16 protein-coding genes and 1 pseudogene are annotated in these 23,530 nt (G+C 71.6%); 1 reads left to right on the forward strand and 16 read right to left on the reverse strand.

The window, feature by feature from the left end:
- The 3 genes and pseudogenes from QMK28_RS00445 to proB all read right to left on the reverse strand — a co-directional run.
- A pseudogene (locus QMK28_RS00445) lies at positions 1–315 on the reverse strand (glutamate-5-semialdehyde dehydrogenase); the annotation flags it as partial.
- 185 nt (positions 316–500) lie between these two features.
- Positions 501–986, reverse strand: coding sequence for a hypothetical protein (locus tag QMK28_RS00450; RefSeq protein WP_326434886.1), 486 nt, complete (start codon positions 984–986; stop codon positions 501–503).
- Between the two features lie 285 nt (positions 987–1,271).
- Complete coding sequence (gene proB / locus QMK28_RS00455) at positions 1,272–2,417, reverse strand: glutamate 5-kinase (RefSeq protein WP_326434887.1); 1,146 nt, start codon at positions 2,415–2,417, stop codon at positions 1,272–1,274.
- 312 nt (positions 2,418–2,729) lie between these two features.
- Between proB and QMK28_RS00460 the strand changes: the two genes are divergently transcribed.
- Positions 2,730–4,862 (forward strand): hypothetical protein, encoded by a 2,133-nt coding sequence (locus QMK28_RS00460; RefSeq protein WP_443050476.1) that lies wholly within the window; start codon positions 2,730–2,732, stop codon positions 4,860–4,862.
- Positions 4,863–5,116: 254 nt separating this feature from the next.
- On the opposite strand, the gene obgE is transcribed toward QMK28_RS00460, so the two are convergent.
- The 13 genes from obgE to mreD all read right to left on the reverse strand — a co-directional run bounded on the left by obgE (position 5,117) and on the right by mreD (position 23,530).
- The gene (obgE, locus tag QMK28_RS00465; RefSeq protein WP_326434889.1) at positions 5,117–6,556 is read right to left on the reverse strand and encodes a GTPase ObgE; all 1,440 of its coding nucleotides are present in this window, start codon (positions 6,554–6,556) and stop codon (positions 5,117–5,119) included.
- Positions 6,557–6,733: 177 nt separating this feature from the next.
- Complete coding sequence (gene rpmA, locus QMK28_RS00470; protein WP_326434891.1) at positions 6,734–6,991, reverse strand: 50S ribosomal protein L27; 258 nt, start codon at positions 6,989–6,991, stop codon at positions 6,734–6,736.
- Positions 6,992–7,005: 14 nt separating this feature from the next.
- The gene (gene rplU, locus QMK28_RS00475; RefSeq protein ID WP_326434892.1) at positions 7,006–7,326 is read right to left on the reverse strand and encodes a 50S ribosomal protein L21; all 321 of its coding nucleotides are present in this window, start codon (positions 7,324–7,326) and stop codon (positions 7,006–7,008) included.
- Between the two features lie 219 nt (positions 7,327–7,545).
- A complete protein-coding gene (locus QMK28_RS00480) occupies positions 7,546–11,952 on the reverse strand; it encodes an Rne/Rng family ribonuclease (RefSeq protein ID WP_326434893.1) in 4,407 nt (1,468 codons plus the stop codon).
- 266 nt (positions 11,953–12,218) lie between these two features.
- Positions 12,219–12,983, reverse strand: a complete 765-nt coding sequence (locus tag QMK28_RS00485; protein WP_326434894.1) for a TIGR03936 family radical SAM-associated protein — start codon at positions 12,981–12,983, stop codon at positions 12,219–12,221.
- A 48-nt stretch (positions 12,984–13,031) separates the two neighbouring features.
- Positions 13,032–14,552, reverse strand: a complete 1,521-nt coding sequence (locus QMK28_RS00490; RefSeq protein WP_326434895.1) for a hypothetical protein — start codon at positions 14,550–14,552, stop codon at positions 13,032–13,034.
- A 120-nt stretch (positions 14,553–14,672) separates the two neighbouring features.
- The gene (locus tag QMK28_RS00495; RefSeq protein ID WP_326434896.1) at positions 14,673–15,104 is read right to left on the reverse strand and encodes a PIN domain nuclease; all 432 of its coding nucleotides are present in this window, start codon (positions 15,102–15,104) and stop codon (positions 14,673–14,675) included.
- Positions 15,074–15,322 (reverse strand): type II toxin-antitoxin system VapB family antitoxin, encoded by a 249-nt coding sequence (locus tag QMK28_RS00500; protein WP_326434897.1) that lies wholly within the window; start codon positions 15,320–15,322, stop codon positions 15,074–15,076. The genes QMK28_RS00495 and QMK28_RS00500 overlap by 31 nt, the downstream gene beginning before the upstream one ends.
- 188 nt (positions 15,323–15,510) lie before the next feature.
- Positions 15,511–17,436, reverse strand: a complete 1,926-nt coding sequence (locus tag QMK28_RS00505; RefSeq protein WP_326434898.1) for a TIGR03960 family B12-binding radical SAM protein — start codon at positions 17,434–17,436, stop codon at positions 15,511–15,513.
- Positions 17,437–17,653: 217 nt separating this feature from the next.
- Complete coding sequence (locus QMK28_RS00510) at positions 17,654–19,282, reverse strand: CYTH and CHAD domain-containing protein (RefSeq protein ID WP_326434899.1); 1,629 nt, start codon at positions 19,280–19,282, stop codon at positions 17,654–17,656.
- A gap of 71 nt (positions 19,283–19,353) precedes the next feature.
- Positions 19,354–20,553, reverse strand: coding sequence for a rod shape-determining protein RodA (gene rodA / locus QMK28_RS00515; RefSeq protein WP_326434900.1), 1,200 nt, complete (start codon positions 20,551–20,553; stop codon positions 19,354–19,356).
- The gene (mrdA, locus tag QMK28_RS00520; protein ID WP_326434901.1) at positions 20,550–22,838 is read right to left on the reverse strand and encodes a penicillin-binding protein 2; all 2,289 of its coding nucleotides are present in this window, start codon (positions 22,836–22,838) and stop codon (positions 20,550–20,552) included. The genes rodA and mrdA overlap by 4 nt, the downstream gene beginning before the upstream one ends.
- Positions 22,835–23,530, reverse strand: coding sequence for a rod shape-determining protein MreD (gene mreD, locus QMK28_RS00525; protein WP_326434902.1), 696 nt, complete (start codon positions 23,528–23,530; stop codon positions 22,835–22,837). The genes mrdA and mreD overlap by 4 nt, the downstream gene beginning before the upstream one ends.

Below are 23,530 nucleotides of genomic sequence, written 5' to 3' on the forward strand. Positions count from 1 at the left end.
CCGTACGTCCGAGGCGATGGCCGCGACCCGCTCCGGGGTCAGGGTCAGCCGGTCGACGATCGACTCGCCGGCGCCGGCGGCCCTGGCGCGCTCGACGTCCTCGGCGTTCGCCGCGACGATCTCCGGGGTCCGCGCCTCCAGCGCGTCCGCGATCGCACTCAGCGCGGCGTCCTTGGCCGCCCGTGGCAGCGGGGCGAGGTCGGCGGCGGCGGCCTTGGCGCGCCGCGCGGCCTGAAGCACCGGGGACTGCGGGGTGGACTGCGAGGGGGAACCGGACTGGGGCTCGGCCAGGGGCGAAGTGCGTGCGCTGGTCATGGGCGCAGCCTACTGAGCCCCAGGGCGGGCGCCATCGGGTATCCCGCTCCGCGAGACGCGGGTCCCAGCGGGAGCGCCCGCGGGGCCCGCGAGATCCGGAGCGGATGGACCGGCCGCTGCGACGGATGGACCAGTGCCGCGACCGGCAATGTCTGCGACGGGGGCAAAGCCTGCCAGGAGGGGCACTAGAACGGATGGACGCCGACCGGCGCCGCGGGCAGCGGCCCGTAGCCCTCCGCGATGCGCTGGTGGTAGGTCTCCCTGTCGATGACCTCCAGGCCGACGATCTCCCACGGCGGGAGCTTCGCGGTGGAACGGTGCTCGCCCCACAGCCGCAGGGCGACCGCCGCGGCGTCGTGCAGGTCCCGCGCCTCTTCCCAGTAGCGGATCTCGGCGTGGTCGTTGGCGTAGCGGCTGGTCAGTAAGAAGGGATGGTCGTACGCGAGCTTTTCCAGAGCCCGCCGGATATCCGTCAGCGGGGCCTCGGCCCCCGAGACGCTGAGCGTGATGTGCCACAGCCGGGATGCCTCGCGGCTCTCCGCGCCAGGTCCCGCTGTTGCCTCCGTACCAGCGACGGGGCCGGTCACCTCGACCCGGTCGCCGGTCCCGACGCTGGTCAGTGTCCGCTCCGCCGTCCCGCGGGGGACTCCCGCTGGGCGCCCTCGTCTCACCGGCGGCCTCCTGATATGCGTATGACTGCTCCGCTCACCCGCGGGCGGAGCCGTGTGCTGCTGTCCGTAGCGCTGGCGGTGGTGCCGTCTTGGGCTGTTCCGCCGGCTGTGGTGCGCTGACCCTCGGGTGCCGGCGGTGGTGCTTTCGAGGGGGCTGTCCGTCATGGGCGGCGAGGCCCCCTACAACAAAGTTGACCAGCCCGGAGGGTCTCCCGTGGCCGTTTTCCGCAAGGTGTCCGTGGAAAGGCTGGACTTTCAGCCCTTCTTGCCCCTCATTGACGCCCGTCAGTGCTCCAGCACGACCAAATCGTCCCGGTGTACGACCTCGCGCTCATACGCCGGGCCGAGCTCGCGTGCGAGGTCCCTGGTCGAGCGGCCGAGCAGCAGCGGGATCTCCTTGGCGTCGAAGTTGACGAGGCCCCTGGCCACCGGGCGCCCCGCGGTGTCGCGCAGCTCGACCGGGTCACCCGCGATGAACTCCCCCGCGACGGCCGCGATGCCCGCGGGCAGCAGCGAGCTGCGCCGTTCGACCACCGCCCGCACCGCCCCGTCGTCCAGGGTCAGCGAGCCGCGCGGGGTGGACGCGTGCGCGAGCCAGAGCAGCCGGTCGGCGGAGCGGCGTCCGGTACGGCGGAAGTACGTTCCCGTCGGGCGGCCGGCGAGGGCGTCGCCGGCGTGCACGGCCGAGGTGAGCACGACCGGTATGCCGGCCGCGGCGGCGATCCTGGCCGCCTCCACCTTGGTGGCCATGCCGCCGGTGCCGACGCCCGCGCGGCCCGCGCTGCCGATCGAGACGCCCGCGAGGTCGGCTGGCCCGGTGACCTCGTCGATCCGGGTGGCGCCCGGGGTGCTGGGGTCGCCGTCGTACAGCCCGTCCACGTCGGAGAGCAGCACCAGCAGGTCGGCCCGTACGAGGTGGGCGACGAGGGCGGCGAGGCGGTCGTTGTCGCCGAAGCGGATCTCGTCCGTCGCGACCGTGTCGTTCTCGTTGACGACCGGCACGGCGCCCATGGACAGCAGCTGGTCGAGTGTCCGGTAGGCGTTCCGGTAGTGGGCGCGGCGGCTGGTGTCGTCGGTGGTCAGCAGCACCTGCCCGACGCGGCGGCCGTAGCGCGCGAAGGACGCGGTGTAGCGGGCGACCAGCAGTCCCTGGCCGACGCTGGCGGCGGCCTGCTGCCGGGCGAGGTCGCGCGGGCGCTTGGCGAGCCCCAGCGGCGCCAGCCCGGCCGCGATGGCGCCGGAGGAGACCAGCACGATCTCCTTGGGCCCCGAGCCCTCCGCCGCTCCGCCGCGCTGCACCTTGGCCAGCGCGTCAACGAGTGCGTCCACCCGGTCCGCGTCCAGGCCACCCGATGCGGTGGTCAGTGACGACGAGCCGATCTTGACAACAATCCTGCGGGCGTCCCTGACGTCCTGCCGTGCCGATGTCACGCTGTTACCCCTGCATTCGCCCGTCGTGCCGCTGTCCGGCTCGCAATCTACGGCAGCGGCTCCCGCCGCCGCCTGCGGGTTTCGAGGAGTGGACGGGATTCAGGAGCCCGAGGTTGTCTCCCGGACGCCTTCCTTTGGCCCCTATTCGCGGTGATTGATACCACAGCGGATTGTCACCAGGGCCACAGCCGTCATACGGTCGGTGGTCGACCTCCCCCGCAAACGCTCCGGCGTCCCCGCGGGGCCCCCAGACGACCGCACCCGGCCGCCTCCGGCCGCCCCGGCCCTGTCTCCACCCGACCGCCCGCCTGCATGCCAGGAGCCCACCCCGTGCTTTCTGCCGGATCCGTCCCCCGCCGAGCTGTACAGCTGACGGCGCTGCTCGCGATGCTGGTGTTCTTCACCGCCCAGCTCGTCGGCGCACTGCTGCCGCAGCTACAGCTGTTCATCGCCGCCTCGGCAGCGGGACTCACGCTCGACCTCTACCTACAGCAGAAACAACCCGGGCTGCTCTCGCTACTGGGCAAGATCCGCTTCGACGTCACGGTGCGCCAACTGCTCCGCGACATGTTGATCCTCGCCGGACTGCTGCGGATCGAAGGCATCAATCCGCTGCACGAGCAGTCGCCGCTCACCGTCGGCCTGCTCGCGTTCTACCTGGCGCACTTCGCGTGCCAGGCGATCGCGGTCATGGTCCGGCGCAGCCGCACGCTGCCGATACTGACCCGCAACATCGACGCCTCCGCGCTGCGGCTCACCCCCGCCCCGCCGCGGCTGCTGGCCCGCCAGGCCGGCCGCAGACTGCTGCGCTTCTCGGTCCCCACCACGGTGGGCCTGCTGATCACCGCCGCCACCACGGACGCCTACTGGGGCGGGATCGGCCTGCTCATCGCCCTGGTGCTCGCCGTCGGCGGCACGATCCACCTCGGCAGCTGGCTGCTGCCGCGCAAGCGCGCCGCGCACGAGCAGAAGGTCCTGGAGTGGCTGAACGACTGGCTCGCGGACTACCGGCCGACCGTCGGCATGTACTTCTCCGGCGGCACCAGCTCGGCGTACCAGGCGAACATGTGGCTCTCCACGCTCGCCGCGCTGGACGGCAACCCGATCATCGTGCTGCGCGAGCGCTTCATGGTGCAGAAGATCGACGCGACCGATGTGCCGATCCTGTGCATCCCCAAGGTCGCGCACCTGATGTACCTCGAACATTCGACGCTGAAGATGATGCTGCACCCGGCCAACTCCGGTAAGACCTCGCAGGTCCTGCGCATCCCGTCGATCAAGCACGCGTTCACCAACCACGGTGAGAGCGACAAGCTGTCCAGCTGCAACCCGTACGCGAAGGCGTACGACGAGCTGTGGGTGGCGGGTCCGGCCGCGCGCGACCGCTACCAGGACGCCGACATCGGCGTCGAGGACAAGGACGTCGTCGAGGTCGGCCGTCCGCAGCTCGCCCCGATCCAGCCGTACACGGGCGCGCCGGCCGGCGAGTTCACCACCGTGCTGTACGCCCCCACCTGGGAGGGCTGGACGGACGACCCCGGGAACACCTCGGTGATCCTGGCCGGCGAGAACATCGTGCGCGAACTGCTCGCCGACCCCGGGGTTCGGCTGCTCTACAAGCCGCACCCGATGACCGGTTCGGTGGACCCGCGCGCGGGCGGCGCCAACGTCCGGATCAAGGCGATGATCGTCGAGGCGAACACCGGCCGCGACGGCGAGGGCCCCGGCCCCGAGGCCCTCGCCGAGCGGGTCCGCCGCCACGAGGAGCTGGTCCAGCTCACCACCACGGCCTTCCGCCGCAGCGCGGACGAGGCCGAGCGGATGATGCTCCAGGGCGCCCCCGAGGGCAGCCGCGCCGCGGCCGTCGCGGAGGCCACCCGGGCATGGGAAGCCGCTTACTGGGCGTCCTTCCCGGCCTGGGAGCATCAGATCATCACGGACGCCCGCCCGGCGATCTACACCTGCTTCAACCAGGCCGACCTGCTCATCAGCGATGTGTCGAGCGTCATCTCGGACTACCTGATCAGCGAGAAGCCGTACGCGGTCGCGAACACCAGCGGTCTGGCGGAGAGCGACTTCCGGGCCGCCTTCCCGACCGTACGGGCCGCCGCGATCCTCAGCCCCGAGGCGACCGGCCTGAGCGCGCTGCTCGCCGCCGTCCGCGACCCGGCGCTGGACGCCTACGCGGCCGAGCGGGCCGAGCTCAAGGAGCATTTGCTCGGTCCGTCCGACCCGCCGTCCCTGGTCCGCTTCAACGAGGCGGCGCTCGCGCTGAGCGCCAAGGCCGACGAGCGCCGGGAGCGGATGTCGACCCGGTTCGCGAGCCTCCCCTCCCAGCGGGAGGGCGAGGCCGCCGACGCGGCGGAGGAGATGGAGATGGAGACGGGCCGGAGCCTCGACAGTTCGGACAGCTCCGACGCCGCCGAGGAGTCGGCCACCGTCTGACCGGTGGTCCGTACGGACCACCGGCGTCCGTACGGACCGCGCCCCGGCGGCGTGAGCCCGTAGGACACCGGCCCGTAGGACATGCGAAGGGCCCCAGGAGGAAATCCTCCTGGGGCCCTTCGCATGTGCCGCGTACCGTCCCGCCGCGCCTCGCGCCGCCCGGAGGGCCGCCCGCGCTACGACGGGGGCTCACAGGCGTCCCGGGCGGGCCTCACGGCCGTACGGGAGTGGGTGCGGCGGAGCTGGTGCGGCGGCTAGCCCAGCGGCTTGAAGCCGTCGTACTCGCTCTGCGCGTCGTCCTGCTCCTCTTCCGGGCGCTCCCGGCGGCGGGTGGTCGCGGGGCGCGGGGCTTCGAAGCGGTGGTCCTCGCCACGCCGGCCGAGCATTTCCGCGCCCGCCGCCATGGTCGGCTCCCAGTCGAAGACGACCGCGTCCTCGCCGTTGCCGATGACGACCTCGTCGCCCTCCTTGGCACCGGCCTTGACCAGGCCCGATTCGACGCCGAGCCGGTTGAGCCGGTCGGCGAGGTAGCCGACGGCCTCATCGTTGGAGAAGTCGGTCTGGCCGACCCAGCGCTCGGGCTTCTCGCCCAGAATCCGGAAGAAGCCCTCTTCCGGCACCACGGTGAAGCCCGTGTCGTCCACGGCCTTCGGCCGGATGATGATCCGGGTGGACTCTTCCTTGGGCTTCGCCGCACGCGCGTCCGACACGATCTTCGCGAGCGCGAAGGACAGCTCCTTGAGGCCCAGCCGGGAGACGGCCGAGACCTCCAGCACCTGGTAGCCGCGGGCTTCCAGGTCCGGCCGGATGATGTCGGCCAGGTCCTGGCCGTCCGGGATGTCGACCTTGTTGAGCACGATCAGCCGCGGCCGGCCCTCCAGGCCGCCGTACTCCGTCAGCTCCGTCTCGATCATGTCGAGGTCGGTCAGCGGGTCGCGCTCGGACTCCAGCGTCGCGGTGTCCAGCACGTGCACCAGCACCGAGCAGCGCTCGACGTGTCGCAGGAACTCCAGGCCGAGGCCCTTGCCCTGGCTCGCGCCCGGGATCAGCCCCGGCACGTCGGCGATGGTGTAGACGGTCGAGCCGGCCGTCACCACACCGAGGTTCGGGATCAGCGTCGTGAAGGGGTAGTCGGCGATCTTCGGCTTGGCGGCCGAGAGCACCGAGATGAGCGAGGACTTGCCGGCGCTCGGGTAGCCGACCAGCGCCACGTCGGCGACGGTCTTGAGCTCCAGGACGATCTGCTGGTCCTTGCCCGGCTCGCCGAACAGCGCGAAGCCGGGGGCCTTGCGGCGGACCGAGGCGAGCGCCTGGTTGCCGAGGCCGCCGCGACCGCCCTGGGCCGCGACGTAGGTGGTGCCGTGGCCGACGAGGTCGGCGATCAGCTCGCCGTCCTTGGTCATCACGACGGTGCCGTCCGGCACCTTCAGCACCAGGTCGCTGCCGTCGCCGCCGGAGCGGGCGTCGCCGGCGCCGGGCTTGCCGTTGGTGGCCTTGCGGTGCGGCGAGTGGTGGTAGTCGAGCAGCGTGGTGACGGCCTGGTCGACGACCAGGATCACATCGCCGCCGCGGCCGCCGTTTCCGCCGTCCGGGCCGCCGAGCGGCTTGAACTTCTCACGGTGAACGGAGGCGCAGCCGTGGCCCCCGCTACCCGCGGCGACGTGCAGTTCGACGCGGTCCACGAAGGTGGTCATTGCGGGAGCCTCCTGCTGTGCATACGGGAATTACTTCTGTGCCGCTGTACTGCCGTTCCGCAGCACAGTTCTCAGTACTACCAACAAGCCGAGGGCGGACCTGCTTCCCGCGCGCAGTGCGCGACAGGAAGTAAGGCCCGCCCTCGGAAGTGTGGTGCTGTGTCGAGCCGAAGCTGATTACTCAGCGACCGGAACGATGTTCACGACCTTGCGACCACGGTGGGTGCCGAACTGAACCGCACCTGCGGCCAGCGCGAACAGCGTGTCGTCGCCGCCACGGCCCACACCGGTGCCCGGGTGGAAGTGGGTGCCACGCTGGCGGACCAGGATCTCACCGGCATTGACGGCCTGGCCGCCGAAGCGCTTGACGCCGAGCCGCTGAGAATTCGAGTCGCGACCGTTCCGAGTGGACGATGCGCCCTTCTTGTGTGCCATGTGTGCTCAGTCCCTTACTTCGCAGCCGGGTCGATGCCCGTGATCTTGATCGCCGTGTACTGCTGACGGTGACCAATACGCTTCCGGTAACCGGTCTTGTTCTTGAACTTCAGGATGTCGATCTTGACACCCTTGTGGTGGTCCACGACCTCGGCCTGGACCTTCACGCCCGCCAGCACCCACGGGTCGCTGGTGACAGAGTCCCCGTCGACGACGAGCAGGGTCGAGAGCTCGACCGCGTCACCCACGCCAGCGGTGGTGATCTTGTCAACTTCGAGGACGTCGCCGACAGCAACCTTGTGCTGCCGACCGCCGCTACGCACAATTGCGTACACGCGGATCTCACTCTCCTGCTCGAAACGGGGCCCTTGATGCTAGCCGCTCACCTCGGACCAGGGGCCCGCGGGAATCCATGAGGACGAGCGGCCTCTCCCGGCGGACCGGGAGGGATTTGCTCAGGGGGTTGGCGATTCATACGCCAGCGGCCAAGGTTACGGGGCCTTGACCGGGGGGTCAAACCAGGTCCCGGGCCCAAAGGCCCGGGACCTGATCAGTCACTCGGACGAAGCGTCGCCGGTGGGCGAGGAGACGGCCGGCGGGGTCTGCTGCTCCGCCGCCGCGGTCTTCTTCACCGTCTTCTTGGCGACGGTCTTCTTCGCCGCCGTCGTCGTCTTCTTGGCGACGGTCTTCTTGGCCGCCGCCTTCTTCGCCGGGGCCTTCTTGACGGCCGTCTTACGGGCCGCCTTCTTCGCCGGAGCGGCCTCGGCCGAATCCGAGCCCTCGGCCGACTGCTCGGCTCCGGAATCAGAAGCGGGCTCCGGTGCCTGCTGCGGCTCCGGTGCCATGTCCGGCTGCTGCTCCGCCGGCTGGACGGCCGGCTCGGTCACCGTGACCGCGGCCGACTCGTCGGCGGACTTCGGCGAGCCCGCGGGGGCGGTGGCCTTCCGGGTCGCCCGACGGCGCGTACGCACCGGCTTGGCCTCCTCGGCGTCGGCAGCCGGGGCCGCCTGCGCCTCGACCGGCTCGGCGGTCGGCACCTCGGCCACCGGAGCGGCGGGCGCCTGCGGTGCCTGCGCCGCCGGCTCGGGAACCTCGGGTGCGGCCTGCGGCACCACGATGGCGCTGTCGGCCGCGCCCGCCTTCGGCGAACCCGCCGGAGCGGACGCCTTACGGCTCGCGCGACGACGGCCGCCGCGACCGCGGGAAGCCGCGGCCTCGGCCTCAGCCGCGCTGCTGAACAGCTCGTCGTCCGGCACGAAGTCCTCGGTCACCGCGATCGGCGCGGCGACCTCGGCCGCCACCTCCGCCTCGGACTCCGACTCGGCGACCGCCGATTCGAGCACGTCGTTGGCGTACTCGTGCACGTGGTCGGCCTCGTGCGCGTCGGTCTCGTGGTCCTGCGTGCCGTTGCCGGACTTGTTCTTCTTCTTGGCGCGCTTGCTGACGGCACCGCCGCCACCGCCGCCGATCGTGGACGGCTGGTCCATGTGGACGATGACGCCGCGGCCGTTGCAGTGCACGCAGGTCTCGGAGAAGGACTCCAGCAGACCCTGGCCGACCCGCTTACGGGTCATCTGCACCAGGCCGAGCGAGGTGACCTCGGCCACCTGGTGCTTGGTGCGGTCCCGGCCCAGGCACTCCAGCAGCCGCCGCAGCACCAGATCCCGGTTGTTCTCCAGCACCATGTCGATGAAGTCGATCACGATGATGCCGCCGAGGTCGCGCAGCCGCAGCTGACGCACGATCTCCTCGGCCGCCTCCAAGTTGTTCTTGGTGACCGTCTCTTCGAGGTTGCCGCCCTGACCGGTGAACTTCCCGGTGTTGACGTCGACCACGATCATCGCTTCGGTGCGGTCGATCACCAGCGAACCGCCGGACGGCAGCCAGACCTTGCGGTCCAGCGCCTTCAGCAGCTGCTCGTCGATCCGGTACGTCGCGAAGACGTCGACCTCGGAGGTCCAGCGCGACAACCGGTCCGTGAGGTCCGGGGCCACATGCGCGACATAGCCGTGGATGGTCTGCCAGGCGTCGTCACCGCTGACGATGACCTTCGTGAAGTCCTCGTTGAAGATGTCGCGGACCACCCGGACGGTCATGTCCGGCTCGCCGTAGAGCAGCGAAGGCGAGTTGCCGGTCTTCGCGTTCTTCTGGATCTCTTCCCACTGCGCCTGCAACCGCTCGACGTCGCGGGCCAGCTCGCTCTCGCTCGCGCCCTCGGCGGCGGTGCGCACGATGACGCCCGCGTTCTCGGGGACGATCTTCTTGAGGATCTGCTTCAGCCGGGAGCGCTCGGTGTCCGGGAGCTTGCGGCTGATGCCGGTCATCGAGCCCTCGGGCACGTAGACCAGGTAGCGGCCGGGCAGCGACACCTGGCTGGTGAGCCGGGCGCCCTTGTGGCCGATCGGGTCCTTGGTGACCTGCACCAGGACCGACTGGCCGGACTTCAGCGCGGACTCGATGCGGCGCGGGCCGTGGCCCATGCCGAGCGCGTCGAAGTTGACCTCACCGGCGTACAGCACCGCGTTGCGGCCCTTGCCGATGTCGACGAACGCGGCCTCCATGGACGGCAGCACGTTCTGGACCTTGCCCAGGTAGACGTTGCCGACGTAGCTGGTCGCCTGCTCCTTGTTGACGAAGTGCTCGACGAGGATGTCGTCCTCGAGCACCGCGATCTGGGTGCGCTCGCCGTTCTCACGGACGATCATCACCCGCTCGACCGCCTCACGACGGGCCAGGAACTCGGCCTCCGTGATGATCGGCACCCGGCGGCGGCCCTGCTCGCGCCCCTCGCGGCGGCGCTGCTTCTTCGCCTCCATCCGGGTCGAGCCCTTGATGGACGTCACTTCGTCGAAGCCGGTACCGGGCTCGCTCTTGGGCCTGGCCTCGCGCGGCTCGCGGATCTTGACGACCGTACGCTCCGGGTCGTCCGCGTCGGCGTCGCCCCGGCCGGTGCCACCGCCGGAAGGCTCGCCGGAGTCACCGCTGCGACGGCGACGGCGACGACGGCGACGGCTGCTGCTGGAGCCGCCGTCCGACTCGTCATCGGAACCGTCCGCGTCCTCGGGCTCCTGCGAGTCGCCGGAGTCGGCAGCCTCGCCGGAGGAGCGCTCGTCGCGCTCCTGCCCGCGCTCCTGGCCGTCGGAGTCGCCGTAGTGCTCGTCGGCGTGCTCCTCGCCCTCGGCGGACTCGCCGCGACGGCGACGACGGCCACCGCGACGGCGGCGGCGTGCCGGACGGTCGTCCGACTCGTTGTCGTCATCGTGCTCGGCCTGCTCGGCCTCGCCGTCGTCGGCCGCCTCGGTGCTCTCCTCGACCGCGGCCGGCTGCTCCTGGACGGGCGCGGCGGCCTCGTCGTCACGGACCTGCTCGGCCTCGGGCGCACCGCCCCGGCGACGGCGGCGGCGCGAGCCCGCGGCGGGCTTCGCCTCGGCGGGCCTGGCGGCCTCGACCGACTCCTCGGTCTCTTCCTCGGCCTGCTGCTCGTCGGCCTCGTCGTCCGAACCGGCGACGGCGGCGGCGAACGCGGCGCTCTCCGGCGTCTGGAACATCGGCTCCGTGAAGACCGGCGCCTGGAAGACGGCGCTCGGCGGCCGCACGGCACGACGGCGACCGCGCGTCGGCGCGGCCTCCGCGACCGGCTCGGCCTCTGTCTGCTCGGCCCGCGCCGTCTCCGGCGCACCGGCGGGCGCCGAGGACTGACGGCTCGACCGGCGACGCGAGCGGCCACGCGGGCCGTCCTCGACGTAGTCGGCGACGGTCTGCTCGGCGACGGGCGCGGCGGCCTCGTCGTCACGCACCTGCGCGGCGTCCGCCGCGGCCTCGGCCTCGACCCGCTTACGGGTCCGGCGCGTCTGCCGCGGCTGCTCGGCCTCAGCGACCGGCTCCGCGCTCTGTACGGGTTGGGCGGGCTGTACGGCCTGGGCGCCGGACTCGTCCACGGTGCCGCTCGGCTGCGGGGCGCCGGCCGGGGCCGTCACCTTGCGGGTGGCGCGGCGACGCGGACGACCGCCGGACGTCTCCTCGGGGGCGGCGTCATCGGAAACAGCCGGGGCCGGGGCCGGGGCCGGGGCCTCGACCGGTGCGACGTTCCGCGCGGCGGCGACCGGCTCAGGCGCGGCTTCGGTTTCCTGCGGGGCGCCGGCCGGGGCCGTCACCTTGCGGGTCGCACGACGGCGCGGACGACCGCCGGACGCCTCCTCGGAGGCGGCGTCATCGGAAACAGCCGGGGCCGGGGCCTCGACCGGTGCGGCGCTTTGGGGAGCGGCGGCCGTCTCTACGGCGTCGCCTCCCTGCGGGGCGCCGGCCGGGGCCGTCACCTTGCGGGTGGCGCGACGGCGCGGACGACCGGCGGAGGCCTCCTCGACAGCGGCGTCGCCGGAGGCGGCGGGCGCTGCGGGGGACTCGGCGCGGACGGCCGTGTCAGTCGGGGCAGTCGGGGCAGTCGTGGCCGTCGTGTCATGGGGACCAGCGGTTCCGCTGGTGTCCGTGGTCGCGTCGGCGTCGCCCGCCTGCGGGGCGCCCGCCGGAGCGGTGACCTTGCGGGTGGCGCGGCGGCGCGGCCGGCCCTGCGCGGCGTCGTCGGCCGACGGGGCGGTCTCGGCCGGAGCCGGGGCCTGGTCGGGGGTCTGAGCTGCGGCGGGCTGCGCTTCGGCTGCCGTATCCGCCGCCTGTGGCGCGGCGGCCGAGCGACTCGCGCGGCGCGGGGCCCGTGCGGGCTTCGTCCCGGCTGCGGGATCGCCGGAGTCGGCGGTCGCCTGCGCGGGGGCGCTCTCGGAGGTCTGCGCGGCCGGTATGGCCGGCGCGGCTGCTTCGGCGACCTCTCCGACCGGCGGTCCCGCCGGTCGGGATGCCGCGCGGCGCCTACGGCGCGGCGGCAAGGTGTCGCTGGGGCTGGTGTCAGAGCTGTCGGCAGCGGCGGCGGTGTTACGCGCGGCCTCTGCGGGCTCAATCGGTTCGAGCATGCGGGCGGTTCTCCCGTCACGCTCCCGGGCGCCGGGCCTGATCCGGTCACGGCCCGCGTGATGTGCGCGGTGCCGCCCTCCGGGGCGCGGGCGCCACACGGGAGCTGTCGTCTCGCTCACCGTGGCCGGATGTTCGGCCTCGGCGAAAAGTCTCCTGGTCAGTGCGCTTGCCGGACCCGGGTGGCTCCCTGGTCGTTCGGCTGCGCAGCGACGGCTGTCCTACGCGGAACCAATCCGGCGCCGTCGCGAGGTTTCCCCCAGCGAAGCTAGGAGGAGGTCAATCCGGCGGCCGTGGGTGCGGCGGCTGTGACTGCCTCGCGGTCGGGCGCGAGCGGGTCGGTTACCGTGCCGGTCTCCTCATCGAGCAGCCCCTGCGCCAGCCTGGTCACCCCTGCGGGGACCGGCGGCGCCAGGTCGGCCGTAGCTCGGAGGCCGGACAGGACGTCGTCAGGTCGTACAGCAGGTGTCAGATGCCGAACAACCAGCCGCAGTATCGCACAGCCGGTGGCCCCTGGCCTATCGTCCCCGTCGGCACCGCCCGCGCGTGCTTCCAGGTGAGCGACCGCGGCGCGTGCGTCGAAGGTCCGCAGGCCGTTCTTGGTGAGGCGCTGCACCTCGACCGTTTCGGCCGCCAGGAAGGCGGCCACGGCCCGCTCGGCCTCGGCGGGTTCCACCCCGTCGAGGCGCATTTCCCATTCCGACGCCTGCAAGCGGTCGGCGAGCCCGGTGGTGCGGGCCTCGACCGCGTCGATGATGTCGAGGCCGGTGGGCATCGATTCGTCGAGGAGCTCCCGCAGGGTGTCGGGATCTCGCTGCTCGGTGAGCTGGATCTCCAGATACTCGGCCTCGCTGCCGGTGCCGGTGGGGGCGGCATTGGCGTACGAGACCTTCGGGTGGGGGCTGAAGCCGGCGGAGTACGCCATCGGCACCTTCGCCCGGCGCAGCGCCCGCTCGAATGCGCGCTGGAAATCACGGTGGCTGGTGAACCGAAGGCGGCCGCGCTTGGTGTATCGCAGTCGGATGCGCTGCACCGCGGGTGCGGGCGGCGGGCCTTCGGGCTGTCGCTTGCCCAGTGTCGCTCAGTCCTTCGTGAGTGCGGTCGTACTGCTACCTAGAGTACGTGTCCCGGGCCGAACGGGTTCCCCGGAGGGTTCGGCCGGCGGCTCGGCGGCCGGCCGGGCCGGGGCGCCGAACAGGGCCCGGCGGATCTCGGCGCGGGTTTGCCGCACGGTCTGCCGCGCGGTCGCCAGGGCCAGCCTCGCGGTCCGGCCCGCGTCCCGTACGGCTTGCGCGGCGGGGCGCCAGACGGTGTCGCGCACCGCGCGGGCTGCCGGCCTGACCACGGACTGCCAGGCCCACCGGAAGGGCTCCACGAAGACCCACCGGAACAGCAGGCCCAGGAAGCGGCCGACCGCCCGGGAGACATGGCCCGCGATCCGCCAGCCGTGGCCGAACGCCCCGGCGACCTCGCGCAGCACGACGGCCACGCCGTGACAGACGGGTTTCACGACCCAGCGCCAGAGCGCGACGGCCGGGGCGGCGAACAGCCACTTCACGGTCCAGCCGACGGCGGCGGCGATGCCGTGGCCGAGCGGGGTCAGCACGTGGCGGTACATCCAGACCAGCGGCGCGGCGATCAGATATCGCCCGGCCCACACCAGCGGCAGCAGGATCAGGTTCCGGCACCCCCAGCCGATGCCCCGCCCGACCGGGACCACCACATACCGCCACAGCGCGACCCACGGCCACACGAACAGCGCCACGCCCAGCCATGCCAGGGCCACGCCCAGCCCGCGCACGGCCAGTACGACGCCGTGGCCGATCGGGACGAGCAGCCGCCGGTACAGCCAGGCCAGCGGCAGCACGACGAGCGTGCGCCAGACCCAGCGGGCCGCCGCCCCCGCGCCGCGGCCGCTCGCGCGCAGCAGTTGGGCGATGCCGTGCCCGAGGGGCGTCAGCAGTCGGCGGTACGTCCACGCCAGCGGCGCGGCGATCAGGTACCGGCCGATCCACGCCAGCGGCACCACGATCAGATATCGCGCGACCCACACCAGCGGCAGCAGGATCAGGTTCCGGCACCCCCAGCCGATGCCCCGCCCGACCGGGACCACCACATACCGCCACAGCGCGACCCACGGCCACACGAACAGCGCCTTGCCCAGCCATCTCAGCGCCACGCTCAGCCCGTCGATGGCGGCTGCCAGGCCCGCGCCGACGCCTCGCGCCAGCCAGGCGACGGCGTGCCCGAGGGGCGTCAGCAGATGGCGGTACGTCCAGGCCAGCGGCGCGGCGATCAGGTTCCGGCCGATCCACGCCAGGGGCGTCACGATCAGCGTGCGGCCCAGCCAACCGAGCGCGCGGCCCACCGGGCGCAGCAGCGCTCTGTCGAGGAACCTGCCGCAGGCGACGAGCGCGTCCCAGACCATCCGCACCGGCAGGACCAGCACGAGCACCACGATCCGCACCGGAATCCTGATGACTGTGGTCAGGCAGCCCCCGCCGGGCTCAAACCGCTCCGCCTCGGGCTCGCGCCCCGCCGGTCGTCCGTCGTCCTTGACGAGCGATATCGCATCACGTCGCCCGTCGTCTCCCGGCGTCATGCCGTACTCCTGTGAACGTCCCTCGTGGTGACTATCACTGCATACACGCCGCACCGCCCCGTGCGGTTGCGCTTCAAGGGCGGTGCGGACGGTGAGATCGCCAGGGGCGACGCCAGGATGTCAGGCGATCGCGCCGGGCTCGGCGAGCCAGTGGGTCTGCAGGCCGGTGTGCCGCGCGATGGTCTCGAAGTCGCGGTCGTAGTGCAGCAGCGTGAGGCGGTGGTGCAGCGCTGTGACCGCGACGAGGAGATCCACGACGCCTGCCGAGCGGTGACAGCCGGCCTGGGCCAGCGTCAGTTGCATTTCCCTCGCCCGCTGCCACGCGTCCTCAGGGACGCTGTGCCAGGTATATATAGCCGCGAACCGGTCGCCGAGCTGCTTGCACTCCGCGACCGAGCGGGCTGAGAAGAGCAGTTCCGCCTCCGTCGGATCGCACATACCGACGCGTCCCTGACTCAGCTCGTCGGACCAGCGTTCCACCACACCCGGACGCCGGAGGCGCGCGGCTGCCGAGGTGTCGATCAGGAAGCGATCCGCTCCGGCTCCTGCCACGTTCCCCTGACCTCCTTCTTGAATCCGGGTTCGAGCGCCTTGTCGAACACTCCGTCGTCAGCCATCGCCAGCAGCTCGGCGAGGGCCCGCTCCCGGCGCCGCCTGGCTCCTATTTCGGTGAGCGCGGCATTGACGGTGTCCTTCTTGGTCTTGGTGCCGAGCACCTCGGCCGCGAACGCCAATGCTTCCTCATCGATGTCAATCATCGTCTTGGCCATCGCCGCCACCTCCAATGAAGAGCCACGGATAGATGCGGCCACATGAATAAGATACCTTCCGGCGGCGCATGCAGAAACATTTCTTCTGGAGCCGCATCCATCAAAAACGCAAGAGGCCCCGTCGAATCGACGGGACCTCTCCCACTGCGGCGGCGCTCGCGCCCGCTACCTCACCGCTCTCATCGCGCCTACTTCACCACGGTCAGCGGCAGCAGTTTCACGCCCGTCGGGCCGACTTGAATGTCGACGTCGAGTTGCGGACAGACGCCGCAGTCGAAGCAGGGCGTCCAGCGGCAGTCCTCGACCTCGGTCTCGTCGAGTGAGGCCTGCCAGTCCTCCCAGAGCCAGTCCTTGTCGAGCCCGGAGTCCAGGTGGTCCCAGGGCAGGACCTCCTCGTACGTCCGCTCGCGGGTGGTGTACCAGTCCACGTCGATGCCGAACTGCGGCAGCGCCTTCGCGGCGGCCGTCATCCAGCGGTCGTAGCTGAAGTGCTCGCGCCAGCCGTCGAAGCGGCCGCCGGACTCGTAGACCGCTCGGATGATCTTGGCGGTGCGGCGGTCGCCGCGGGAGAGCAGGCCCTCGACGATGCCGGGCCTGCCGTCGTGGTAGCGGAAGCCGATGGAGCGGCCGTACTTCTTGTCGCCGCGGATCTTCTCGCGCAGCTTCTTGAGCCGCGCGTCGGTCTCGTCGGCGGAGAGCTGCGCCGCCCACTGGAAGGGCGTGTGCGGCTTGGGGACGAAGCCGCCGATGGAGACGGTGCAGCGGATGTCGTTCTGGCCCGAGACCTCGCGGCCCTTGGCGATGACGTTGACCGCCATGTCGCCGATCTGCAGCACGTCCTCGTCGGTCTCGGTCGGCAGGCCGCACATGAAGTACAGCTTCACCTGGCGCCAGCCGTTGCTGTAGGCCGCGGAGACCGTACGGATCAGGTCCTCCTCCGTGACCATCTTGTTGATGACCTTGCGGATGCGCTCACTGCCGCCCTCGGGCGCGAAGGTGAGGCCGGAGCGGCGGCCGTTGCGCGTCAGCTCGTTGGCGAGGTCGATGTTGAACGCGTCGACGCGGGTGGACGGCAGCGACAGGCCGACCTTGTCCTGCTCGTAGCGGTCGGCGAGGCCCTTGGCGATGTCGGCGATCTCGCTGTGGTCCGCGGAGGACAGCGACAGCAGGCCGACCTCCTCGAAGCCGGTGGCCTTGAGGCCCTTCTCGACCATCTCGCCGATGCCGGTGATGCTTCGCTCCCGCACGGGGCGCGTGATCATGCCGGCCTGGCAGAAACGGCAACCGCGGGTGCAGCCGCGGAAGATCTCGACGGACATCCGCTCGTGCACGGTCTCGGCGAGCGGGACCAGCGGCTGCTTCGGGTACGGCCACTCGTCGAGGTCCATGACGGTGTGCTTGGAGACCCGCCACGGCACGCCGGAGGTGTTGGGCACGACGCGCCCGATCCGGCCGTCCGGCAGGTACTCGACGTCGTAGAACCGCGGGACGTAGACACCGCCCGTCTTGGCCAGCCGCAGCAGCACTCCCTCGCGGCCACCGGGCCGGCCCTCCGCCTTCCAGTTCCGGACGATCTCGGTGATCTCCAGAACGGCCTGCTCGCCGTCGCCGATGACCGCGCAGTCGATGAACTCCGCGATCGGCTCGGGGTTGAAGGCCGCGTGCCCGCCCGCGATCACGATCGGGTCGTCGAGGCCGCGGTCCACGGACTCCAGCGGAATGCCCGCGAGGTCCAGGGCGGTCAGCATGTTGGTGTAGCCGAGCTCGGTGGAGAAGCTCAGGCCGAACACGTCGAACGCCTTGACCGGGCGGTGCGCGTCCACCGTGAACTGCGGGACCTTGTGCTCGCGCATCAGGGCTTCGAGGTCGGGCCAGACGCTGTAGGTGCGCTCGGCGAGGACGCCCTCGCGCTCGTTGAGCACCTCGTAAAGAATCATGACGCCCTGGTTGGGCAGCCCGACTTCGTAGGCGTCCGGGTACATGAGCGCCCAGCGCACCTCGCAGGCGTCCCAGTCCTTGACGGTGGAGTTGAGCTCCCCTCCGACGTACTGAATGGGCTTCTGGACGTGCGGGAGAAGCGCTTCCAGGCGCGGGAAGACCGACTCGACAGGCATCTCGGCGTCTCTCTGAAGGGGCACAGGCGGACAGGGCTCCGGTATGGGGGTGACCATCCAGGGTACTGCCCCCGCGAACAGGGCGAGCACCGGTGTTCGCGCGGGCGCGCGGGCCGTGTTCGGGGAGCGCGGGCCCTCCCGCTTCCGCCCCCTCGCGCCCGCCCGGCTTCCGTCACCCCGGCGCGCGTCACCCCGGCGCGCGTCACCCCGGCGCGCGTCACCCCAGCGCGGACCGGAGTTTCCTACCGGAGGCGGCGCGCCAGGTCCGCGGCAGCTCCAGCTCCCGCAGGTCGGCCTGTTCGCGCTCCCTGCCGTACATCACGCCGAAGGCGAAGGGGTTCTCCCCCGCCGCGTACGCCTGCACGGCGATCTCGCGGAGGGTGCTCCGGGCGACGACGCTGTCCTGGTGGTCGCCGAGCACCTGCTGCACCGCCTTCATCCGCTTCGCGAACCGCTTCGCCGGCTTGCCCAGTACCGGCCGGGCCGCCTCGGCGGAGTAGCGGGCCCGCTTGGCGGCCTTGCGCGCCGAGTGCAGCGCGAGATCGCGCTCGGGCCCCGGCTCCATGGCGAGTGCGGCGTCCACCCGCCCGGCCAGCCTGCGGTAGTCGCGCAGCACCGCCTTGGGGAACACCGTGCGCGGCGGACCGGCGGCGGCGGGCAGCAGCGGAGGGGCGGCGACGAGCCGGTCCAGCGAGTCGAGCAGGGTCAGGTAGCGCCCGCTGTCGAGGACGGTGATCAGCGCCTCGCGCGAGCCGGCCCGCCGTACCCCGGACCAGATCCGCAGCCGGCTCTGCACCGGCCCCATCAGCAGCGTCCCCGGCAGCTCGGCCAGCCGCTGCCGCAACCGCTCGGTGAGCACCTCGCGGTCCCGGTCGACTCCCAGCTCGCCGGCGAGCCACTTCAGCTCCTCGCCGACCGGGTCCGTCGCCTCCCGGTCGAGGACCTTGCCGTACGACTTGAACGCGCTGCGCAGCCTGCGGGTGGCGACCCGCATCCGGTGCACGGAGTCGGGAAGGTCGCGGCGGACGGCGGGATCGAGCTCGATGACGGCCCTGACCTGGGTGCGGAGGAAGGCGAGGACGTGATCACCGGCGGTGGCCTTCGCGGACTTCGAGCCGGACTTCGACGCGGACTTCGGCTTCGGCTTCGACCGCGACTTCGACTCCGCCCTGGACTTGCGGACGTTTCCCTTGCTGTCCGGCTTCGCCGGCCGTCCGGGCTCCGTCTCGGCCAGCGCCCTGGCCAGCTTCGAAGGGGCGCTCGCGGGCCGCAGCCCGCTCGCGACGAGCCGCGCCTCGATGCCGTCGAGGACGCGCGGGTCGCCCCCGTCGGCCAACTCCACCTCGACCTCGGCCCACCGAACCTGCTCGCCCACGCCCTGCCCATCCGGCGACAGCCGCTGCGCGCCGACCCGGTCGACGGCCAGCTCGGCGATCAGCGCCCCGTCGGCGTCGAGCAGGTGCCGTACGGTCCGCTCCGTCCGCAGCCGCACGAGCGGCGCGAGCCGCGCGGTGCGGACCCGGGACCGTACGAGCCCCGCCAGCTCCGCCGGCACCGGATCGTCGGGCTTCTCCGCCTCGCCCAGCGGGACCCGGATCTCGTCCCGGACGCCCGGCTCCACCGGCAGCTTGAGATGCCAGCCGGCGTCGTCGCCGCCGGTCCGGCGGCGCAAGGTGATGCCGTCGGCGGCCAGCCGCTGCCCGGCTGTGTCGTAGTAGGTGGCGTCCAGGGCGTCCACGCCCCGCTCGGCCACGGTCGCGACCCCGGCGACGCCTGTCAGCCCGGGCAGTCGGCTGTCGTCGTCGGCTTCGTACTTCCGCTCGATCTCCCGCACGGTGTCCGCCATGCCTCGAATCTAGCCCCGCGACGGCTCCACCGGCAGACCGCCGACGCGTGGGGTCCGGCGGCCCGCCGCCCTCAGGCCGACAACGGCCGCTGCACCCGGATCGACTGCAACAGCCCCACCCCTATCCAGACCGCGAACATCGACGACCCGCCGTACGACACGAAGGGCAGCGGCAGCCCCGCGACCGGCATGATGCCCAGCGTCATGCCGATGTTCTCGAAGGCCTGGAAGGCGAACCAGGCGATGATTCCGGCGGCGACGATCGTGCCGTACAGCTCGCTGGTGTCACGGGCGATGCGGCAGGCGCGCCAGAGGATGACGCCCAGCAGCACGATGATCAGGGCCGCGCCGAGGAAGCCCAGCTCCTCGCCTGCGACGGTGAAGACGAAGTCGGTCTGCTGCTCGGGGACGAACTGGCCGGTGGTCTGGGTGCCCTCGAAGAGGCCCTTGCCGGTGAGCTGGCCGGAGCCGATGGCGATGCGCGCCTGGTTGGTGTTGTAGCCGACGCCCGCCGGGTCGAGGGCGGGGTTGGCGAAGGCGGCGAAGCGGTCTATCTGGTACTGGTCGAGGACGCCGAGCTGCCAGATCAGGAAGGCGCCGAGCGCGCCGGTGCCGATCAGGCCGAACACCCAGCGGTTGGAGGCGCCGGAGGCCAGCAGGACGCCTAGCACGATGACGGCGATGACCATCACCGAGCCGAGGTCCGGCATCATCATGATGACCGCGATCGGCAGCGCGGCCAGCGCGAGGGACTGCATGACGGTGCGGTGGTCGGGGTGCAGCCGGTCGCCCGCGTCCACCCGGCCCGCGAGCATCATCGCCATGCCGAGGATGATGGTGATCTTGGTGAACTCGGACGGCTGGAGCGAGAATCCGCCGCCGATCACGATCCAGGCGTGCGCGCCGTTGACCGTCGAGCCGACCGGGGTGAGCACCGCGAGGACCAGCACCACCGAGAGCCCGTAGAGGATCGGCACCGCGCCGCGCAGCGTGCGGTGGCCCAGCCAGAGGGTCCCCGCCGCGAGGGCCAGGCCGATGCCGGTGTTGAGCAGGTGGCGGAAGAAGAAGTAGTACTGGTCGCCGTGGGTCAGCTCGGTGCGGTTACGGGTCGCGGAGAAGACCAGCAGCGAGCCGACGAGGGAGAGCGTGACGGCGGCCAGCAGCAGGACCCAGTCGAGGCGGCGCACGAGCGAGTCGCGCGCCATGAGCTTGCCCCAGGCGCCGCGCTCCGGGGAGAAGCGGCGGATGGCGTAGGTGTGCTGGCTCGTCATGTGCCCGGCCTCCTGCCCGCGGGGGTCTCCGCCGGGATGCCCGCGGTTCCCGGACCGCCGGCGGTGCCTGGACCGCCCGCGGTTCGGGGACCATCGGGCGCGCCCGTGGCTCCCGTCGCTCCCGGACTCGCCGCCGCGCCCGCCGTTCCCGCCGTGAGCGGCACGTTGGCAGCCGGGGGCTTCGGTACGGCGATCGACTGGGCCTCGATCGAACCGTCCTTCTCGATCTTCGGCAGCTTCGCCTGCGGCTGGGACAGCAGCGCCCTCTTCTTGTCGATCGAGCCGTCCTTCTGCACGCCGTACATCGCGTCGTAGATGCTGCGCACCGCCGGCCCGGAGGCGCCGGAGCCGGTGCCGCCCTGGGCGATCGTCATGACGATCGAGTAGTCCTTGGTGTACGTCGCGAACCACGAGGTGGTCTGCTTGCCGTAGACCTCGGCGGTACCGGTCTTGGCGTGCATCGGGATCTTGTCCTGCGGCCAGCCGCCGAACCGCCAGGCCGCGGTGCCGCGGGTGGCGACGCCGGCCAGCGCCTCGTCCATCTGCTTGCGCAGGGTGGGGCTTATCGGCAGCTTGCCGTGCGACTTCGGCTTGATGGGCTCGACCCGCTTGCCGTCCGCGCTGACGATGGCCTTGCCGACGGTCGGGTCGTAGAGCGTGCCGCCGTTCGCGATGCCCGCGTAGATCGTCGCCATCTGTATCGGGGTGACGAGGGTGTCGCCCTGCCCGATCGAGTAGTTGACGGCGTCACCGGCGCGCATCTTCATGCCCGAGACGCAGTTCTCCTTGGCGATCTGCGAGGCGTAGTCCGTCTTCCCGGACTTCGCCTCCTTGCACCAGACGTCCTTGTTGGACTTCCAGTAGTCCTTCTTCCACTGGCGGTCCGGAATCCGGCCGGTGACCTCGTTCGGCAGGTCGATGCCGGTCTCCTTGCCGAGGCCGAACTGGTGGGCGGTCTTGTAGAACCAGTCCCCCGGGTTCGGCTTCGGCGTGTTGCCGCCGTCCTTCTGCCACTGCCGGTAGGCGAGGTCGTAGAAGACGGTGTCGCAGGAGACCTCCAGCGCCTTGCCGAGGCTGATCGAGCCGTGGTCCGCCGATTCGAAGTTCTTGAAGATCTGGCCGCCGATGTTGTACGAGCTGGTGCAGGCGTAGCCGCCGTTGAAGTCGTAGCCGGCGTTGACCGCCGCGGTGGTCGGGATGACCTTGAAGATCGAGCCGGGGGCGGCCTGCCCCTGGATCGCGCGGTTCAGCAGCGGGTAGTTGGACCCCTTGCCGGTGAGCTTGGTGTAGTCCTTGCCGGAGATGCCGCCGACCCACGCGTTGGGGTCGTACGACGGGTTCGAGGCCATCGACACGACCCGGCCCGTCTTGGTCTCCATCACCACGACCGCGCCCGCGTCGGCCTCGTAGTTGCGGTTGGTGTTGCGGTCGTGCTCCTTGCGGGCCGCCTTCATCGCCAGGTCGAGCTGCTTCTCGGCGACCGCCTGCACCCGTGAATCTATGCTCGTGACGACGCTGGAGCCGGGCTGCGCGTCGTCGCTCTTGGCCTTGCCGATGACGCGGCCGAGGTTGTCCACCTCGTATCGGGTCACACCCGCCTTGCCGCGCAGCTGGGCGTCGTACGAGCGCTCAAGGCCGGAGCGGCCGATCTGGTCGGAGCGCAGCAGCGGCGAGGTGGTGTGCTCGGCCTTCTTGATCTCGCCGTCGGTGACCGGCGAGAGGTAGCCGAGGACCTGCGCGCTGTTGGCCGTGCCGGGGGCGGCGTAGCGGCGTACGGGAGTGGGCTCGGCGGTGATGCCGGGGAACTCTTCGGCCCGTTCGCGGATCTGCAGGGCCTGCTGCGGGGTGGCCTCGTCGGTGATCGGGATGGGCTGGTAGGGCGAGCCGTTCCAGCAGGGCTGCGGCGTCTTGGCGTCGCACAGCCTGACCTTGCCGGCCACTTCCCGGGGCTTGAGGTCCAGCGCCTCGGCCAGCCGGGCGAGCACGGCGGTGCCCTTGTCCTTCATCTTCATCAGCTCGGTGCGGCTGGCGGAGACGACGAGCCGGGTCTGGTTGTCGGCGATGGGCACGCCGCGGGCGTCCAGGATGGAGCCGCGCACGGCGGGCTGGACGACCTGCTGGACGTGGTTGTTCGAGGCTTCGTCGGCGTATTCGTCGCCGTTGCGGATCTGGAGGTACCAGAGCCGCCCGCCGAGGGTGAGGAGCAGCGAGAGGACCAGGATCTGGATGACGACCAGTCTGATGGTCACCCGTGAGGTGCGTCCGGTCTCCGGGATGTTGCTCACAGCCGCTTGACCCCCTTGATCCTGCTTGCCCTGCTGCGTGCCGATTTACCGAGCAGTCCGCCGCGCTGGCTGCCGATCCTGGCCGCCTTGCCGAGCCGGCTGCTGCGGCCGGTGCGGGCGCTGGTGCCGATGTTCATCCAGCGCTGGGCGTCGACGCCGCCGGCTCCGGAGCCGTCGCCGGCCAGCGGGTCGTGTTCCACGCGTCTCGCCAGGATCATGACCAGGGGGACGATGAAGGGGGCGAGCAGCAGGTCGTACAGGGCGGCGGTGAACAGCAGGCCGCCGATGCCGACCTCGCGGGCGGCGGTGTCGCCCACCAGTGCGCCGACGCCCGCGTACAGCAGGGTGCTGCCGATCGCGGCGCCGACGACGACGACCAGCGGGCCGGTCGCGGATTTGATCTGGCCGGTCTCGGGCTTGGCGAGGCCGACGAGATAGCCGATGACGCACAGCACCAGGGCGTAGCGGCCCACGGCGTGGTCGGCCGGCGGGGCGAGGTCGGCGAGCAGCCCGGCGCCGAAGCCGACGAGGGCGCCGCCGACGTGTCCGTAGACGAGCGCGAGGCCCAGTACGACGAGCAGTGTCAGGTCGGGGACCGCGCCGGGCAGCTGGAGCCGGGCGAGCACGCTGACCTGGACGACCAGCGCGACGACCACCAGGACGGTCGAGAGCAACATCCGGTTGAGGCGCAC

Source organism: Streptomyces sp. H27-D2, assembly GCF_035828615.1.
Lineage (GTDB): Bacteria > Actinomycetota > Actinomycetes > Streptomycetales > Streptomycetaceae > Streptomyces.